Raw genomic sequence first — 16,961 nt, 5'->3', positions numbered from 1 at the left:
ACCCCGCCTGGATCAGGTCAGCTCGGGAAGGTCCTCGGTGTACAGCAGCGTCAGATCGTCCGTGCTGGGCTCCGGGAGCTGGGCGACCCGGCCCGCGTGCCGTTCCACCATCGCCTCGAAGGTCTGCCGGGCCGTACGGCCGTTGCCGAACGCGGGGCCCTTCGGGAGCACCGTGAAGTACTTCTGCAGCGCCTCGGCCACCCCGGGGCCCAGCCGGTACTCGTGCTCCTCGGCCTGCTGCTCCACGATCCGCAGCAGCTCCTCGGGCCCGTAGTCGCTGAAGGTGATGGTCCGTGAGAAACGGGACGCCACACCCGGGTTGACCTGGAGGAAGCGCTCCATCTCCGCGGTGTAGCCCGCGACGATCACGACGACCGCGTCCCGGTGGTCCTCCATCAGCTTCACCAGGGTGTCGATGGCCTCCTTGCCGAAGTCCCGGCCCGAGTCCTCCGGGGACAGCGCGTACGCCTCGTCGATGAACAGCACGCCGCCGCGCGCCTTCTCGAACGCCTCCTGGGTGCGGATCGCCGTGGAGCCGATGTGCTCCCCGACCAGGTCGACCCGGGACACCTCCACCAGGTGCCCCTTCTCCAGCACGCCCAGGGAGGCGAGGATCTCGCCGTAGAGACGGGCGACGGTCGTCTTGCCGGTGCCGGGGGAGCCGGTGAAGACCAGATGCCGTTTGACCGAGGCCGCCTTCAGCCCGGCCTCGCGGCGCCGCCGGCCCACCTCGATCATGTCGGTCAGCGCCCGCACCTCACGCTTGACGCTCTCCAGGCCGACCAGCGCGTCCAGTTCGCCGAGGACGTCCTGGGAGGTCCGGGACGACGGCTCGGGGTGCGGAACGGTGGCGGCCGCCTCCTCCTCGACGGCGCGTGGCACCGGGACCGAGCCGAGGAGGCCGCCGGGTGACTGGTGCGCCGTCTGCACCACGGGCTCGGCCGGGGGCTGCTGCCGCAGGCCCGCGCTCTCGTCGCTCGTGCAGTCCTCCACGTCCGGGCCCGACCCCGGCCCGTCGGCGCCACCTTCCGCGAACTCGTAACCCCCGCGCGCGCAGCGCTCGGTGCGGCACTTGCGCAGCGTCGTACGGCAGCCGTCGATCACATGGAAGCCGTAGCCGGCGCTGCCCCGGACCCGGCAGTTCAGGAAGGTGCCGCGGCCGCCCGCCGAGACGTAGAAGCCGGCCTCCGCCGGGGAGTCCACGGTGCAGCGCTCGATCGTCGGATCGGCGCCCTTGGTGACGATCACACCGGTCTGGGTGCCGTCCACCATGCAGTTGTTGAGCGTGCCGCCGCTGCCGTGGTCGCGGAACCAGGCGCCCGTCGCGGCGTCCCGGATACGGCAGTCGTCGAGCTGGGCGGTGGCGCCGTCGCTCACCGACACCGCGGTGTTGCGCACCTGGGACAGGTCGCTGTCGACGACGTCCGCGCGGGAGCCCCGGTCGAGGACGAACAGCGCGTCCGGCACGTCGTGCACCCGGCAGGAGTCCAGCACCGCGGTGGCGCCGTCGCTGACCCAGACGGCCGGGTAGTCGCCGGTGCTGTCGAAGATCTCGCACTGGTTGGCGTCGACGCGAGTGCCCGGGTCCCACACCGACAGGCCGTTGCGGCCGAACTGACGGACCGTCGTGCGGGTCAGGGTGAGCACCGAGCGCGACCGCAGGTCGACCGCGTTCTCCGGGACGTCGTGGATGCGGCAGTCCGCCAGGGTCAGCACGGCGTCCGTGTCGAGGGTGACGCCGTCGGACGTGGTGCGGTGCACGTCGCAGTCGGTGAGGTGGGCGGTGGCCCGGCCGGTGATCTGCACCCCGGAGCCCCGCACCTCGTAGATCTCGCAACCGACCGCCTCCAGCGCGGAGTTCTCCCCGGTCGCCGTCAGGCCCGAGCCGGAGGCGTGGTGCACCCGGCAGCGGTCCAGGCGGGGATGCCCGCCGCCGCGCACCGCGATGCCGGCCTGACCGGCCGCGACGACCTCGCACTCCTCGAACACCCCGCCGCCGCCGTCGAGCACGGCGATGCCGACGCCCGCCGGATTGTCGACGGTGCAGCGCCGCACCGTGGGCCGGGCGCCGCCGCGCACCTCGATCCCGGCGGCGGAGCGGGTGACGATCCGCATGCCGGACAGCTCCGGGGTGCCCTCCTCGACCAGCAGCGCGGGCGCCGCCGCGTCCTGGCCCTCCACGTGCAGGTCCAGCACCACGGCCGAGGCGCGCACCGTCAACGGCACGCCGTCCAGGGGCGCGATGCGCACCGAGCCGGGGGAGCCCTCGGGGCCGCGCAGGGTGACCGCCCGCTGCACCACGAGGTTCTCCCGGTAGGTGCCGGGGGCGACGGTGAGGACGTCTCCGTCGGCCGCGGCCTCCAGGGCGGCGGCGAGCGACGCGTACTCACCCGTGCGGCGCCGCCACCGCGAAGTGCCGGTGTGCGTCACCTGGACCGTGCCCTGTGCCATGGTGTTGACGTGCCCCCACCTCGTAGTACGCGGGTCTGCCTGCCGAAGACTTCGGCCGGTCCACCGTAGCGTGCGCGCGGACGGTGGGTTGACCAGAGCCGGAACGCGGTCAGCTGCCGGCGCCGGTCCGGCCCCAGTCAGGCCCCGCCTTGTCCCAGGCGCGGTCCCAACTCAGGTATCTGCCGCGGACCATGCGCCAGACGATCAGGCGTCTGGCGGCCTCTATCAGGGCGATCGCGAGCAGCGCGGCACCGAACCCGGCGATCACGGCGTGCGCCGACGCCGTCGCGGAGTCCAGCGGCGGGGCCACGACGCGGCCCTGCCGGTCGATCCACAGCGGGAAGCGGGTGCCCGGCTCGGGCGTGGCCAGGTCCACGGTGACCGCGCCCTGGCGCGCGGTGCCGTCCGCGGCGGTCCAGTCGGCGAGGACGCGGGCCCGCACCCCGCGTCCGGCGGTGGTCTCCGGGTCCACGTCCAGCCGGGGCCCGTCGAGTTTGCGGACGACGGTCGCCCACACCTGGTGCCGGGACGCGCGCTGCTGCCGCACGGACTCCTGGAGGGACTCCTGGGCGAGGCCGCCGACCAGGGAGCCGGCCGTGGGCGCGGCGACGACGATGAACAGCATGGCCAGGAGGGCCACCCAGCCCTCGGCCACGTCGGTCCGGCGGCGCAGCGGATTGTGCCGCCAGCGCCACAGCCCTGTGATCGCCCGCATCGTCGGTCACCCCCCTTCCGGCTCCGTCACGCCCCCGCGCGCTTCACACCCATCTCACAGCATGCCCAACGCGCGGCCCCCCGGCCCCGGTTCCCGCGATCCCGCCGGACTCGCACAGATCTTCTCAGCCGAGGATCTCGACCGGGTCACCGGCCCGGATGGTGCCCGGGCCCTGGGGGACCAGGTTCTGCCCGAAGATCAGTCCGCCGCCCGTGCGGCGGTGTCCGCCGAGGGTGTGCAGGGGTTCCTTGCCGCGGTCGCCGGTGCGCTGGTCGGTGGTGGTGACCGCGCAGCGCCCGCACATCTTGGCGACCCGGAAGGCGACCTCCCCGATGGCGACGCGGGTCCAGCCGTCCTCGGCCCAGGCGGCGGTGCCCGAGACGACGACGTTCGGCCGGAACCTGTCCATGGGCAGCGGCCCCTCGGCGGCGTGCTCCCCGCGGGCGATCAGGGAGTTGAGGGCGTCGAGGGACGCCGTGGTGGTGAGCAGCAGCGGGTAGCCGTCGGCCAGGCTCACCGTCTCGCCGGGCAGGGCGTGCTCCGGGTCGACCGGCCGGCGCGTGGCGGGGGAGTCCAGGTGCACGAGGCGCGCCTCGGTGCCGAGGTAGGCGCTGCACCAGCGGTGCGCGGCGTCGTCCTCGGCGGGGACCGTCTCCACCTTGTCGCCGAAGATCTCCATCGGCACGGTGCCCGTCGCGCGCGGCACGGGCACCGTCAGGGTGTCCATGCCGGGCGCGGACAAGCGGACGCCGCCGCCGGGCATCGGCTCGGCGGCGGCGCGCGCCAGCAGCGGGTGCCGCCGCTGTGTCACGACCTTTCCCCCAGCGTCGATCAGCGCCCAGCGCCGGTCGCCGGCCAGCCCCCAGGGCTCCACGACGGCTTCCCGGAGCTCGATGCTCCGGAACGCCTTGACCGGGTGGACGTGGATCGACTGCAGCTGTGGGTGTCCCATGGGCTCATCGTGCCAGGTGGCACCGGTGACCCGGGGGACGGATCAGTATCCGCGGTACTGCTGCTGATTGTTGTACGGATCCTGGTACTGCTGCGCGGCGGGCCGGGGAGCCGCGGGGCGCATGGCCTCGTAGCCCATGCCGCCGGGGGCCACCGGGCGAGGCTGCTGCGGAGCCTGCGGTCCGGGGTAGCCCCGCGGGGCGGCCTGCTGCGGGATGTACGCCGCGGGCGCCTGCTGCAGCGGAGCGGGCTGCGGCGTCTGCGGGTAGCCGTAGGAGGGCTGGGACGGGCCCGCCGGGAGGGCGGGGAGCGCGGACGGCAGTGCGGGCAGATGACTGGCCGGGCTGTCGTACGCGGCGGGGACCCGGATCGGGGCGATCTGCGGGGTGCCCCGCTCGGCCACGAGCGAGTCGTAGATCGGGGTGTCCGGGAAGGAGGCGGAGTAGTAGCCGCCGCCATACGTGGAGCGGGGGGAGGTCATGGCACATAAGGTAAGCCCACGATGTGCTGGTTGGGGAGACCGATAAGAGGGTTGTTTTACGGTTCCCGAGTGACGCCGGATCCCCAATGCGAGCGAACTTGGCAAAAAGGGACGGCATTCGGCGTTCGGATCAGGTAAAGGCCGAGTTCCCGGGGCGTTACCGGCGGTTGACCTCCGGTCTTGCCCTCCCCCTCTCCAGGGTTCCCGGGTGCGCGGAATAGGTTGTCCCTGAAGAACTGGACGAGCCGCCGGGAGACCCCCCGGTGCGCGAAGATCACGTGATGGGGGCGGACATGACAATGTCGAAAGGGTCCAATGTTCCGGTGCCGGCCACGGCATTGACGGTCGAATTGGGCTGGCACCCGGCGCCGGGCACCCCCGACGTGGACGCCTCGGCCCTGCTCCTCGTCGGCGGAAAGGTCCGCTCCGACGCCGACTTCGTCTTCTACAACCAACCCGCGCACGCCTCCGGAGCCGTCCGGCACGAGGGCAAGACGAACACCGGCGGGCGGATCACCGACCGCCTCGTCGTCGACCTCCCGCGCGTGGAGCCCGCGATCGAGACCGTCATCCTCGCCGCGTCCGCGGACGGCGGCGCCTTCGGCCAGGTGCCGGGCCTCTACATCGAGGTCAGGGACGCCGCGCAGGGCACCGTCGTCGCCCGCTTCGACAGCACCGGCGCCACCGTGGAGACGGCCTTCGTCCTGGGCGAGTTCTACCGTCGCCAGGGCGCCTGGAAGTTCCGCGCCGTCGGCCAGGGCTACGACACCGGCCTCGCCGGCCTCGCCACCGACTACGGCATCAGCGTCGACGAACCCCAGCAGGCCGCCGCGCCCGCCGCCCCCATGACCCCGCCCCCGCCGCCGGCCCCGCCCGTCACGATGCCCCCGCCGCCGGTGACCGTGGCCCCGCCCGCCATGCCGCCGGTCCCGCCGCCCGTCCCGCAGGCGCCCCCGGTCAGCCTGAGCAAGGTGACGCTCACCAAGTCCGCCCCGTCCGTCTCCCTCACCAAGCAGGGCGGCACCTCGGGCGCCATGCGCGTCAACCTCAACTGGCAGGTGCGCAAGCAGTTCTCCGGCTGGGCGAGCAAACTGGGCCGCCCGGTCGCCATGCACGACGACCTCGACCTCGACCTGTGCGCCCTGTACGAGCTGTCCGACGGGCGCAAGGGCGTCATCCAGGCCCTCGGCAACGCCTACGGAGCGCTGCACCAGCCGCCGTACATCCACCTCGACGGCGACGACCGCACCGGCGCCGTGGCCGGCGGCGAGAACCTCACCATCAACCTCGACCACAAGCAGGCCTTCAGCCGCATCCTGGTCTTCGTCACCATCTACCAGGGCGCCCGCTCCTTCGCCGACCTGAACGCCACCGTCACCCTCACCCCGCAGCACGGCGCCCCGATCGACTTCTCCCTCGACGAGTGCACCGTCCCCTCCACGGTGTGCGCCCTCGCCCTGATCACCCGCAACGGCGACGACCTCGTCGTCCAGCGCGAGGCCCGCTACCTGGTCCCCGAACGCGGCGTCAGCCCCCAGCGCACCGTCGACCACGCCTACGGCTGGGGCATGAACTGGACCCCCGGCCGCAAGTAGCCGACCAGGCGGATCGGGGTCAGCCCTCCTCGGGCACCGTGCCGGGACGCGTGTAGGTGCGGCCCTTCCAGGCCGCGCCGCGCCCCCGGTAGTGCTGGACAGCGGAGTCCGCCGTCATCAGCAGATAGAGGAACGCCGTCACCGGCAGCAGCGGAGCCAGCCACAACGGCTGCCGGTAATAACGGAGCATCGGCACGTACGTCCCGGTCATCACCAGCCACGCCAGGCCCCCCAGGACCGCCGTCACACCGTCCCCGGTGGCGGCGCCCCAGGCCAGACCCGCCGGCGGCACCAGATAGACCAGCGCCAGCCCGGCGATCGTCCCGAGCAGCAGCAGGGGCTGGTGCCGCAGCTGCGCGTAGGCGCTGCGCGAGACCATCCGCCACAGGTCGGCCAGCCGCGGATACGGCCGCACACTGTCGACCCGGTCCGCCAGCCCCAGCCAGATCCGGCCCCCGCCGCGCTTGACCGCGCGCGCGAGCGCCACGTCGTCGATCACGGCACCCCGGATGGCGTCCGGGATACGCGCCCGCACGGCCGTATCGGTCCGCAGCAGCACACAGCCACCCGCCGCCGCGGCCGTCCGCGCCCCCCTCCGGCCGATCCGGCGGAACGGATACAGCTGCGCGAAGAAGTACACGAACGCCGGCACCACCAGCCGCTCCCACAGGCTGTCCACCCGCAGCCGGGCCATCTGCGAGACGGCGTCGAAGCCGCCCGCGCGGGCCGCCGCCACCAGCTCCCGCAGACTGTCCGGGGCGTGCGCGATGTCCGCGTCCGTCAGGAGCAGGTACTCGGGCTCCCGCGCGCGGGCCAGCCCGATGCCATGGCGCACCGCCCAGAGCTTGCCTGTCCAGCCGGCCGGCGGTTCGCCGGGGGAGTCCACGGTCAGCGGCAGGCCGCCGTGCTCACGCGCGAGACGCCGGGCCAGCTCACCCGTGCCGTCGCCGCTGCCGTCGTCGACGAGGAAGACCTCCGCGCGCCCCGGATACTCCTGGGCGAGCAGCGACGGCAGACTCGCGGGCAGCACCGCCGCCTCGTCCCGCGCGGGCACGACCACACAGACGGACGGCCACTCCCCGGGATCCGTACGCCGCGGGAGCCTGACGTCCGTACGCCAGAAGAAGCCCTGGCACAGCAGCAGCCACAGCCAGCCGGACAGGGAGCAGACGGCGATCCACGCGAAGGCGCTCACGCGCGCAGTCTGCCCCACGACAGCCGCCCGTAAGGGCCCATCGTCTATCGTGGCCGGGTGAAGATCGCGCTGATGGACTCCGGAATCGGCCTGCTGGCGGCGACGGCCGCCGTACGGCGGCTGCGACCCGACGCGGATCTCGTCCTCTCCCTCGACCCCGACGGCATGCCCTGGGGACCGAGGACCCCCGAGGACCTCACCGGGCGTGCCCTGGCCGTCGCCGAGGCCGCCGCCGCGCACCGCCCCGACGCCCTGATCATCGGCTGCAACACCGCCACCGTGCACGCCCTGCCCACCCTGCGCGCCCGCCTCGAACCCGGCATACCGGTCGTCGGCACGGTCCCGGCGATCAAGCCGGCCGCCGCCGGCGGCGGCCCCGTCGCCATCTGGGCCACCCCCGCCACCACCGGCAGCCCCTACCAGCGCGGACTGATCAAGGACTTCGCGGACGGTGTCCCGGTCGCCGAGGTCCCCTGCTACGGACTGGCCGAGGCCGTCGAGCACGCGGACGAGACGGCCATCGACGCCGCCGTCGCCGCGGCCGCCGCGCTCACCCCCGACGACGTCACCACCGTCGTCCTGGGCTGCACCCACTACGAGCTGGTCGCCGAGCGCATCCGTGCCGCCGTGCAGCGCCCCGGCTTCCCGCCGCTCGTCCTGCACGGCTCCGCCGGGGCGGTCGCCGCGCAGGCGCTGCGCCGGCTCGGCGAGCAGCCCACCCCGGGGGCCGCTGCCACCGGCACCCTGACCGTGCTGCTCAGCGGCCGCGAGGGCACCCTGCCGGAGGCCGCCCTCACCTACGCGGAAGGCCGGCTGCTCAAGGCGACCAGCCCCGCCGGCTGACCACCCGCCGCCACCTGGAACGGTCCGGTCCGCTCTGGGCCGGTCGGAGCAGTCACGCTGTGCAGCGCGGTACCACCGCAGCGGAATCTGAGTAACCTCATAGCCATGAGGGACCACCCCCACGGCAGGAAGCCGCATCCCGATGTCTGGACCGGGCGGGCGACCAACAGGGTCCAGTGGCTGCTCGCGCTCGTCGGCGCCGCCTGTATGGCGCTCGGTATCGAGCTGGCGGTCGACTCCGCGTGGACGGGTGGCCTCGCCCCCCTCGTCATGGCCGTCGTCGGCTGCATCGCCGCCGGACTGCTCGTCCTGTTCGGCACCCTCGCCTTCGTACACGTCGCGCTGAAGGTCGACCAGGAGTGTCTGGAGGTGCGCTGCGGTCACATCGGCGTGCCCCGGCGCCGCATCCCTCTCTCCCAGGTCGTCGGCGCCGACTTCGTGCCCATGGTCACCCCGCGCCACTGGGGCGGCTGGGGCTACCGGTGGCGACCGGAGAAGGGCACCGCCGTCGTCGTACGCCGGGGTGAGGGGCTGGTCCTGCGGCTGGGGGACGGGCACTCCTTCACCGTGACCGTGGACGACGCCGAGGACGCCGTCCGGGTCATCGAGGACCGGCTGCGCGCCCGGACGGCGGGCACCGCGCTCTGACCCCGGCGGCTCACGGCACGGGATGATCGTCCCGCGCGCGTGCCGGCGCCTCACGGCTCCGGGACGACTCCAGCGTCAGGGGCCGTGCCGTCGCCAGCCCCGCCAGCAGCCCCGCGCCCACCGACACCGCCGTGAAGCTCAGCGCGTTGCCGACGGCGGCGACCGCGGCCACGGCCGTCAGCGTCGCGCCCGCCGTGAGGGCGACGGGCGTCGGCCGCCGGGTGCGCCACAGGGCGAACAGCATCCAGGAGAAGGCCGCCGCGAGCAGCAGCAGACCGACGATCCCCTGCTCCGCGGCCTGCTGCAACGGCGCCGAGTGCGGCCGTGCGTCCGCGAGCACCAGGCCGCCGGCCGTCCCGCCGGCCTCTCCGAAGCGGCCGGGACCCACACCGAGGGCCGGATGGTGGCCGGCCAGCCGCAGGGCGTCGTGCCACAGCCCGACCCGCTGCCGGGTCAGCTGCCCCTCCAGCCAGCCGCCGAGCCCGCCGGGCACCGCCCCCTCCGCGACCGCCCAGGTCAGGCCGGTCACCGCGAGCGCCGCCACGGCCAGCCCCGCGATGCCCACGCCCCGCCGCACCTGGGCGGCGGCGAGCGAGCACAGCAGGACGGCCGTACAGAGGACGAAGCCGCTGGTGGAGCCCAGCACGGCCGCCGTCACCGCGATCCCGGCGGCCAGCACGCGCAGGCCGAGGCGGGGCAGCGGTGACCGCGCCGACCAGGCCGCGCAGCAGGCGGCGCCGGCCGAGAGGGTCAGCACGGCGGCCGTCGCCCCGGCGTGGCCCAGCGGGGCGACCAGCTGAGGGCCGGGCGCCAGCCGCGGCACGGCCAGGGTGAGGGCCACCCCGGCCAGCGCGCCGGCGCAGGGTGCGGCGACCGGCAGCAGCGCGCCGCCGATCCGCCCCACCGCGTAGCCGGCCGCGACCGCGAGCACCGCCAGCAGGACGCCCTCGGGACGCCCGCCGTGGACGCCCGCCGAGATCAGCGACCAGGCGGCGCAGGCGCCCAGCACCACGACGCCCGTCGCGTCAGAAACGTTTCGTCTGTCGCTGTCCTCGTCCGGACCCGTCCCGGACGTCATCCCCGTGGAACCCACCCCGCCCCCTGAACCCGGTCCCCCGACCTGTGACGGACCCCGTCCCACCGGACCTGAACCGGATGCGACCGGGGCTGCGGCATACCGTAACGGCACACGGCCGGTTTGTGGACGTCCCGTGCACAGGCCATCCGACGCGGGGGCGGCGGAGCGGGCCGTGCGGGCGGGGGAGCGAGCCGCCCGCCGCCCTGGCCGCGCTGTCGGCCGCGCGCCCGGCCGCCGTACACTCCGGGAGTGACCGTCACCGCAACCTTCGTGGACGAGTCGGACCAGCTCAAGCCGCCGATCGCGCCCTCGCCGCGCGCGGCACGGCTCCTGCGGCTGGTTCCGGCCCTCACCGCCGCGCTCTCCGGAGTGCTGCTCTACGTCAGCTTCCCGCCCCGCACCCTCTGGTGGCTGGCCCTGCCCGCCTTCGCCGGCCTCGGCTGGGTGCTGCGCGGCCGTACCTGGAAGGCGGGACTCGGCCTCGGCTACCTGTTCGGCCTCGGCTTCCTGCTGCCGCTGCTGGTGTGGACCGGTGTGGAGGTGGGGCCGGGCCCCTGGCTCGCGCTCGTGGCCATCGAGGCGGTCTTCGTGGCACTGGTGGGCGCCGGGATCGCCGCGGTCTCGAAGCTCCCCGGCGCACCGCTCTGGGCGGCGGCCCTGTGGATCGCCGGGGAGGCGGCCCGCGCGCGGGCGCCGTTCAACGGCTTCCCCTGGGGCAAGATCGCGTTCGGCCAGGCCGACGGCGTCTTCCTGCCGCTGGCCGCCGTGGGAGGCACCCCGGTCCTCGGGTTCGCCGTCGTCCTGTGCGGCTTCGGCCTGTACGAGGTCGTACGGCTCGCCGTCGAGCACCGGCGCACCCGCGCGGTACGGCGCTCCGCCGCGGCCGTCGCCCTGCTCAGCGTGGCCGTGCCCGTCGTGGGCGCCGTGGCCGCGCGGCCCCTGGTCAGCGACGCGGCCGAGGACGGCACCGCGACCGTCGCCGTCATCCAGGGCAACGTGCCCCGCGCCGGACTCGACTTCAACGCCCAGCGCCGGGCCGTCCTCGACCACCACGCACGGGAGACCGAGCGCCTGGCGGCCGAGGTGAAGGCCGGCAAGGTCCCCCGGCCCGACTTCGTGCTGTGGCCCGAGAACTCCTCCGACATCGACCCCTTCGCCCACGCCGACGCCCGCGCCGTCATCGACACGGCCGCCAAGGCGATCGGCGTGCCCGTCTCGGTCGGCGGCGTCGTCGAGCGCGACGGCAAGCTGCTCAACGAGCAGATCCTGTGGGACCCGGAGAAGGGGCCCGTGGACACCTACGACAAGCGGCAGATCCAGCCCTTCGGCGAGTACCTGCCGCTGCGCTCCCTCGTCGGCGCCATCAACGAGGACTGGACCTCGATGGTCCGCAAGGACTTCAGCCGGGGCAGCGAACCGGGCGTCTTCACCATGGCCGGCACCAGGGTCGGCCTCGTCACCTGCTACGAGGCCGCGTTCGACTGGGCGGTGCGCTCCGAGGTCGAGGACGGCGCCCAGCTCATCTCCGTGCCCAGCAACAACGCCACCTTCGACCGCAGCGAGATGACCTACCAGCAGCTCGCCATGTCCCGGGTGCGCGCCGTCGAGCACAGCCGGACCGTCACCGTCCCGGTGACCAGCGGCGTCAGCGCGATCATCATGCCGGACGGGACCATCACCCAGCGGACCGGCATGTTCGTCGCCGACTCCCTCGTCCAGAAGGTGCCGCTGCGCTCCACCGAGACCCCCGCCACCCGGCTCGGTGTCCTGCCCGAGATCGCCCTGGTGCTGGTCGCCGCCGGCGGCCTGGGCTGGGCGATCGGCTCCGGCCTCCGCGCCCGGCGCACCCGCACCGCCTGACCGTTCGCTCTTCCACTTCGCCCCCGCTCCCGGCACCCCGGGGGCGGGGGCGGCGCCATGAGGGGCCATTAGGGTCGGGGCATGGCTACTCCTGACTTCATCCGGACGATCCGCGCCGCCGCGGGACACCAGTTGCTGTGGCTCCCCGGCGTCAGCGCCGTCGTGTTCGACGACGAGGGGCGGGTCCTGCTCGGGCAGCGGGCCGACAACCAGCAGTGGACGGTGGTCAACGGCATCCCCGACCCGGGCGAGCAGCCCGCGGCCGCCGCCGTGCGCGAGGTGTACGAGGAGACCGGCGTCCGGTGCGTCGCCGAACGGGTCGTCCTCGTCCGGTCCAGCCAGGAGGTCACCTACCCCAACGGCGACAGGTGCCAGTTCATGGACATCACCTTCCGCTGCCGGGCGCTCGGCGGTGAGGCACGGGTGAACGACGACGAGTCCCTGGAAGTCGGCTGGTTCGAGGTGGACGCCCTGCCCCGGATGAAGGAGAGCCAGCTGTTCCGGATCAAGCAGGCGCTGGCCGACGAGCCCACGTGGTTCGAACCCATGGCGGCCGTACCCATGGCAGCCGCACCCATGGCGGCCGCACCTATGGCGGCCGCACCTATGGCAGCCGAACCTATGGAATCCGACTGAAGTATGGGCCGTGGCCATATGTGGCCGGGGGAGGGCGCTGCCTAGGGTCGAGCCCATGACCCCGCCCAGCATCCCTCCCGCCCACGGCTCGACCCCGCCCTCGCCGCCCTCCCCGCTCGACCTCGGCGGGCGCACCGCCCTGGTCACCGGTGCCGCAGGCGGCATCGGGCGCGCCTGCGCGCTCCGGCTCGCGGCCGCGGGGGCCAAGGTCAGAGCGGTCGACCGGGACGCGGCCGGCCTGGACTCGCTCGCCGAACACGCCCAGGACCTCGGCGGCGCCGTCGAGCCCCAGGTCCTCGACCTCACCGACCTCGACGCCGCCGAGCAGGCCGCCGCCGGCACCGACGTCCTGGTGAACAACGCCGGGCTCCAGCTCGTGCGCCCCCTCGAGGAGTTCCCGCCGGACACCTTCCACACCGTGCTCACCGTCATGCTGGAGGCACCGTTCCGGCTCATCCGCGGAGCCCTGCCCCATATGTACGGGCAGGGGTGGGGCCGGATCGTCAACGTGTCCTCCGTCCATGGGCTGCGCGCGTCCGCGTTCAAGTCGGCCTATGTGGCCGCCAAACACGGGCTGGAGGGTCTGTCCAAGGTCGCGGCTCTGGAAGGCGCCTCCCACGGGGTCACCTCGAACTGTGTGAACCCCGGCTATGTGCGCACCCCCCTGGTCGAGAAGCAGCTCGCCGACCAGGCCAGGGCGCACGGCATCCCCGAGGAACGGGTGCTGGCCGAGGTGATGCTCCAGGACAGCGCGGTCAAGCGGCTCATCGAGCCCGAGGAGGTCGCCGAGGCGGTCGCGTACCTGTGCACCCCGCAGGCGTCCTTCGTCACCGGGACCTCGCTCGTGCTCGACGGCGGCTGGACCGCGCACTGAGCCATGGCACGGCGACGCCCGGACCGGCGGAATCCGGAGTTGTCCACAGGGCTGACGAGGTGACGGTGCGATGAGCAATCCTGTCGGCATGTCCCGCGATCACGTGCAGCCCACCGAGCGTTCCGCGGCCGGAGCGCCCCCGACCGGCGCCGAGACCCCGTATCTCGAACTGCTGGCCAGGGGCGCGTCCGCCGACGCCTACGAGCAGCCGGTGCTGCTCGCCCGTGCCGAGGGCCGGCCCACCGAGCAGATCGTCGCCCTCGAACAGGCCAAGCTGCTCGCGCTGCGCGTGCGCTCGGAGCTGGAGGGCCGGCGCAGACGCGAGGCCGAGCTGTCGGCCCTCTTCGAGACCGCCCACGACCTCGCGGGCCTGCGGGACCTCGACGCCGTCCTCCAGGCCATCGTGCAGCGCGCCCGGTCCCTGCTCGGTACGGACGTCGCCTACCTCAGCCTCAACGACCCGGCCAGGGGCGACACCTACATGCGGGTGACCGAGGGCTCGGTCGCCGCCCGCTTCCAGCAGTTGCGGCTCGGCATGGGGGAGGGCCTCGGCGGGCTCGTCGCCCAGACCGCCCGCCCCTACGTCACCGACGACTACTTCAAGGACGACCGGTTCCAGCACACCCTGGCCATCGACGCCGGGGTCCGCGACGAGGGACTGGTCGCCATCCTCGGCGTCCCGCTGACCCTGGGGCACCACGTCATCGGCGTCCTCTTCGCCGCCGACCGGCGCGCCCGGGTCTTCGAACGGGAGCAGATCGCGCTGCTCGGCTCCTTCGCCGCGCTCGCCGCGGCCGCCATCGACACGGCCAACCTGCTCTCCGAGACCCGCTCGGCCCTCGCCGATCTGGAACGGGCCAACGAGATCATCCGTGACCGCAGTGGAGTCATCGAGCGGGCGTCCGACGTCCACGACCGGCTCGCGCAGCTCGTGCTGCACGGCGGCGGGGTGCACGACGTGGCGGCCGCCGTCTCCGAAGTCCTCGACGGCACCGTCGAGTTCACCGAGGCCACCGCGGTCCCGGCCACGGCCCTGGAGGCGTCCCGCGCCGAGGGCCACGCCGTCCGGTACGGCGACGACTGGATCGCGGCCGTCGTGGCCGGCGGTGAACTGCTCGGCGCCCTCGTGCTGCGCGGCCGGCCCGGCCTCGACCGGGTCGACCAGAGCACCCTGGAACGGGCGGCGACCGTCACCTCGCTGCTGCTCCTCGCCCGGCGCTCCGCCGCCGAGGCCGAGCAGCGCGTCCGGGGCGAACTGCTCGACGACCTGCTCGACGCCCGCGACCGCGACCCGCGCCTGCTGCGCGAGCGCGCCGCCCGGCTGCGCGCCGACCTCGACGCCCGGCATGTCGTCCTCGCCGCCCGCCTCGACGCCGTCGCCGCCGACGCCGAACAGGAGGCGGACGCCCGCCGGCGCCTGTGGTCCGCGGCCTCCCATCTCGCCGCGACCCGGCACGGCCTGGCCGCCGCCCGTGACGGTGGCACCGTGCTGCTGCTGCCCCTCACCGGCGACGACACCGCGACCGCGCTGGCCCGCCGCACCGCCCGCCATCTGGGCACGGCCGTCCACGAGGCGGTCACCGTCGGCGCCTCCGCCCCGGTCGAGGACCTGGCCGCCCACCCGGACGCCGTGGCCGCCGGCTACGAGGAGGGCCGGCGCTGCCTGGAGGCCCTGCGGCTGCTCGGCCGCCCCGGGGACGGCGCCGCCGCCGAGGACTTCGGGTTCCTGGGCCTGCTCCTGGCCGGCGACCGGGACGTCACGGGCTTCGTCGGCCGGACGATCGGCCCGGTCGTCGCCTACGACGAACGCCGCGGCACCGATCTGCTGCGCACCCTCGACGCCTACTTCTCCTGCGGGATGAGCCCGGCCCGTACCAAGGACCACCTGCACGTCCATGTGAACACCGTCGCCCAGCGCCTCGAGCGCGTCGGCCGCCTCCTCGGCGACGACTGGCAGAGCCCGGCCCGCGCCCTGGAGATCCAGCTGGCGCTGCGGCTGCACCGCCTGTCCGGACCCGCACGGCGCTGACCCCCGTGCCCCTGGCGTCCGGGGTACGGGGGTCGGGCCGAGAGGGCGTCGCCCGGGTCAGCCGAGGGGCGCGCCGGCCGCCGGGGCCTTGGCGCGCACCTCACCGTCTTCGGGCTGGACGTCGGTGAGGTCCCGGTCGCGGGTCTCCTTGGCCACGACGATGGCGACCACCGTCAGCAGCGCCGCAGCGATGACGTACAGGGAGATCGGCGTGGAGCTGTCGTACTCCTTCAGCAGCGCGGTGGCGATCAGCGGAGCGGGCGCGCCCGCCGCCACCGAGGCGAACTGGGCGCCGATGGAGGCGCCGGAATAGCGCATCCGGGTCGCGAACATCTCCGAGAAGAACGCGGCCTGCGGCGCGTACATGGCGCCGTGCAGCACGAGGCCCACGGTCACCGCGAGGAGCAGGTTGCCGAAGCCGCCGGTGTCGATGAGGGAGAAGAACGGGAACATCCACAGGCCCACTCCGACCGCGCCGATCAGATAGACGGGACGGCGTCCGAGCCGGTCGGACAGCGCGCCCCAGGCCGGGATGACGGCGAAGTGGATCGCGGAGGCGATCAGCACCGCGTTCAGCGCGGTCTGCTTGGACACGCCGGCCGACGTGGTGGCGTAGACGAGGATGAACGCGGTGATGACGTAGTAGCTGATGTTCTCCGCCATGCGCGCCCCCATCGCCACAAGCACGTCCCGCCAGTGATGGCGCATCACGGCGACCAGCGGCATCTTCTCGGCGGTGGCGGTCGCGGAGCTCTTGCGGGCCTCGGCCTGCGCCAGTGCCTGCTTGAACACCGGGGATTCGTCGACAGAGAGACGAATCCACAAACCGACGATCACCAGCACGCCGGAGAGCAGGAAGGGCACGCGCCAGCCCCAGCTGCCGAAGGCGCTCTCCGACAGCACCGCCGTCAGCAGCGACAGCACACCGGTCGCCAGCAACTGCCCGGCGGGCGCCCCGGTCTGGGGCCACGACGCCCAGAAGCCGCGCCGGCGCGCGTCCCCGTGCTCGGACACCAGCAGCACGGCACCGCCCCACTCACCGCCCAGCGCGAAACCCTGCACCAGGCGCAGCACCGTCAGCAGCACCGGCGCCGCGCTGCCGACACTGGCGTGCGTCGGCAGCAGACCGATCGCGAAGGTCGCCCCGCCCATCATCAGCAGGCTGAGCACCAGCAGCTTCTTGCGGCCCAGCCGGTCGCCGTAGTGCCCGAAGACCAGCGCGCCCAGCGGCCGGGCGGCGAAGCCCACCGCGTAGGTGAGGAAGGACAGGAGGGTGCCCACCAAGGGGTCCTCCTCCGGGAAGAACAGCTTGTTGAAGACGAGGGCGGCGGCCGAACCGTACAGGAAGAAGTCGTACCACTCGATGGTGGTGCCGATGAGGGACGCGGCGACGATGCGCTTGAGGTTGTTCGGGGCGGGCGGAGCAGTCGCGGGCGACGACATCGGCACCACTTCCTGACGTTCGACGGGATGATTGCGTGTCGCCACACCGTAGGAACGGCCAGGTCAGAGGCGTATGTGGTTGGACCCCATAGTTTCGGGTCGAGCTATGCGCGCAGCCGCCATATTCATGGCTGCCGCCCGCGACCGGTGGTCGCGGGCGGC

General features: G+C 73.8%; 13 protein-coding genes and 1 pseudogene. 7 read left to right on the top strand and 7 right to left on the bottom strand.

Annotation, left to right across the window (positions count from 1 at the left end; translation table 11 throughout):
* Positions 1 to 12: 12 nt before the first annotated feature.
* From F8R89_RS04255 to F8R89_RS04240, 4 genes are all read right to left on the bottom strand, one after another.
* Positions 13 to 2,451, bottom strand: coding sequence for a right-handed parallel beta-helix repeat-containing protein (locus F8R89_RS04255; RefSeq protein WP_192806041.1), 2,439 nt, complete (start codon positions 2,449 to 2,451; stop codon positions 13 to 15).
* A 109-nt stretch (positions 2,452 to 2,560) separates the two neighbouring features.
* Complete coding sequence (locus tag F8R89_RS04250) at positions 2,561 to 3,166, bottom strand: hypothetical protein (RefSeq protein ID WP_151782685.1); 606 nt, start codon at positions 3,164 to 3,166, stop codon at positions 2,561 to 2,563.
* Between the two features lie 124 nt (positions 3,167 to 3,290).
* On the bottom strand, positions 3,291 to 4,118 hold the full coding sequence (locus F8R89_RS04245; protein WP_151782684.1) for an MOSC domain-containing protein: 828 nt from the start codon (positions 4,116 to 4,118) through the stop codon (positions 3,291 to 3,293).
* Positions 4,119 to 4,160: 42 nt separating this feature from the next.
* The gene (locus F8R89_RS04240; protein WP_151782683.1) at positions 4,161 to 4,598 is read right to left on the bottom strand and encodes a DUF6643 family protein; all 438 of its coding nucleotides are present in this window, start codon (positions 4,596 to 4,598) and stop codon (positions 4,161 to 4,163) included.
* Between the two features lie 299 nt (positions 4,599 to 4,897).
* Between F8R89_RS04240 and F8R89_RS04235 the strand changes: the two genes are divergently transcribed.
* Positions 4,898 to 6,193, top strand: a complete 1,296-nt coding sequence (locus F8R89_RS04235) for a TerD family protein (protein ID WP_151787990.1) — start codon at positions 4,898 to 4,900, stop codon at positions 6,191 to 6,193.
* A gap of 19 nt (positions 6,194 to 6,212) precedes the next feature.
* Here the strand turns inward: F8R89_RS04235 and F8R89_RS04230 are convergent, their stop codons facing one another.
* Positions 6,213 to 7,406, bottom strand: coding sequence for a glycosyltransferase (locus F8R89_RS04230; RefSeq protein WP_151782682.1), 1,194 nt, complete (start codon positions 7,404 to 7,406; stop codon positions 6,213 to 6,215).
* A 39-nt stretch (positions 7,407 to 7,445) separates the two neighbouring features.
* Between F8R89_RS04230 and F8R89_RS04225 the strand changes: the two genes are divergently transcribed.
* Both F8R89_RS04225 and F8R89_RS04220 read left to right on the top strand, forming a co-directional pair.
* Positions 7,446 to 8,231, top strand: a complete 786-nt coding sequence (locus tag F8R89_RS04225) for a glutamate racemase (RefSeq protein ID WP_151782681.1) — start codon at positions 7,446 to 7,448, stop codon at positions 8,229 to 8,231.
* Positions 8,232 to 8,336: 105 nt separating this feature from the next.
* A complete protein-coding gene (locus tag F8R89_RS04220; protein WP_151782680.1) occupies positions 8,337 to 8,879 on the top strand; it encodes a hypothetical protein in 543 nt (180 codons plus the stop codon).
* A gap of 10 nt (positions 8,880 to 8,889) precedes the next feature.
* Here F8R89_RS04220 and F8R89_RS04215 read toward each other — a convergent pair whose 3' ends face one another.
* Positions 8,890 to 9,957 carry an O-antigen ligase family protein gene (locus F8R89_RS04215; RefSeq protein WP_151782679.1) on the bottom strand — a complete coding sequence of 356 codons (1,068 nt, stop codon included), beginning with the start codon at positions 9,955 to 9,957 and terminating at the stop codon, positions 8,890 to 8,892.
* A gap of 249 nt (positions 9,958 to 10,206) precedes the next feature.
* Here F8R89_RS04215 and lnt point away from each other — a divergent pair, with 249 nt between their 5' ends.
* The 4 genes and pseudogenes from lnt to F8R89_RS04195 all read left to right on the top strand — a co-directional run bounded on the left by lnt (position 10,207) and on the right by F8R89_RS04195 (position 15,356).
* Entirely contained in the window at positions 10,207 to 11,817 is a 1,611-nt protein-coding gene (lnt, locus tag F8R89_RS04210; RefSeq protein WP_151782678.1) for an apolipoprotein N-acyltransferase, read from the top strand.
* Positions 11,818 to 11,898: 81 nt separating this feature from the next.
* Positions 11,899 to 12,369: pseudogene (locus tag F8R89_RS04205) on the top strand (NUDIX hydrolase); the annotation flags it as partial.
* A 139-nt stretch (positions 12,370 to 12,508) separates the two neighbouring features.
* The gene (locus F8R89_RS04200) at positions 12,509 to 13,327 is read left to right on the top strand and encodes a 3-hydroxybutyrate dehydrogenase (protein WP_151782676.1); all 819 of its coding nucleotides are present in this window, start codon (positions 12,509 to 12,511) and stop codon (positions 13,325 to 13,327) included.
* An 88-nt stretch (positions 13,328 to 13,415) separates the two neighbouring features.
* Positions 13,416 to 15,356 carry a helix-turn-helix domain-containing protein gene (locus F8R89_RS04195; protein ID WP_151782675.1) on the top strand — a complete coding sequence of 647 codons (1,941 nt, stop codon included), beginning with the start codon at positions 13,416 to 13,418 and terminating at the stop codon, positions 15,354 to 15,356.
* Positions 15,357 to 15,413: 57 nt separating this feature from the next.
* Here the strand turns inward: F8R89_RS04195 and F8R89_RS04190 are convergent, their stop codons facing one another.
* The gene (locus F8R89_RS04190) at positions 15,414 to 16,799 is read right to left on the bottom strand and encodes an MFS transporter (RefSeq protein ID WP_151782674.1); all 1,386 of its coding nucleotides are present in this window, start codon (positions 16,797 to 16,799) and stop codon (positions 15,414 to 15,416) included.
* Between the last annotated feature and the right edge of the window lie 162 nt (positions 16,800 to 16,961).

Origin of the sequence: Streptomyces sp. SS1-1 (assembly GCF_008973465.1) — a bacterium.
Lineage (GTDB): Bacteria > Actinomycetota > Actinomycetes > Streptomycetales > Streptomycetaceae > Streptomyces.
This window is presented reverse-complemented; position numbering and strand designations above follow the sequence as displayed.

Excerpts from the sequence above, each read along its gene's own strand:
- F8R89_RS04255 (WP_192806041.1), bottom strand. The coding sequence starts at position 2,451 with ATGGCACAGGGCACGGTCCAGGTGACGCACACCGGCACTTCGCGGTGG.
- F8R89_RS04250 (WP_151782685.1), bottom strand. The coding sequence starts at position 3,166 with ATGCGGGCGATCACAGGGCTGTGGCGCTGGCGGCACAATCCGCTGCGC.
- F8R89_RS04245 (WP_151782684.1), bottom strand. The coding sequence starts at position 4,118 with ATGGGACACCCACAGCTGCAGTCGATCCACGTCCACCCGGTCAAGGCG.
- F8R89_RS04240 (WP_151782683.1), bottom strand. The coding sequence starts at position 4,598 with ATGACCTCCCCCCGCTCCACGTATGGCGGCGGCTACTACTCCGCCTCC.
- F8R89_RS04235 (WP_151787990.1), top strand. The coding sequence starts at position 4,898 with ATGTCGAAAGGGTCCAATGTTCCGGTGCCGGCCACGGCATTGACGGTC.
- F8R89_RS04220 (WP_151782680.1), top strand. The coding sequence starts at position 8,337 with ATGAGGGACCACCCCCACGGCAGGAAGCCGCATCCCGATGTCTGGACC.
- F8R89_RS04215 (WP_151782679.1), bottom strand. The coding sequence starts at position 9,957 with ATGACGTCCGGGACGGGTCCGGACGAGGACAGCGACAGACGAAACGTT.
- F8R89_RS04200 (WP_151782676.1), top strand. The coding sequence starts at position 12,509 with ATGACCCCGCCCAGCATCCCTCCCGCCCACGGCTCGACCCCGCCCTCG.
- F8R89_RS04195 (WP_151782675.1), top strand. The coding sequence starts at position 13,416 with ATGTCCCGCGATCACGTGCAGCCCACCGAGCGTTCCGCGGCCGGAGCG.
- F8R89_RS04190 (WP_151782674.1), bottom strand. The coding sequence starts at position 16,799 with ATGTCGTCGCCCGCGACTGCTCCGCCCGCCCCGAACAACCTCAAGCGC.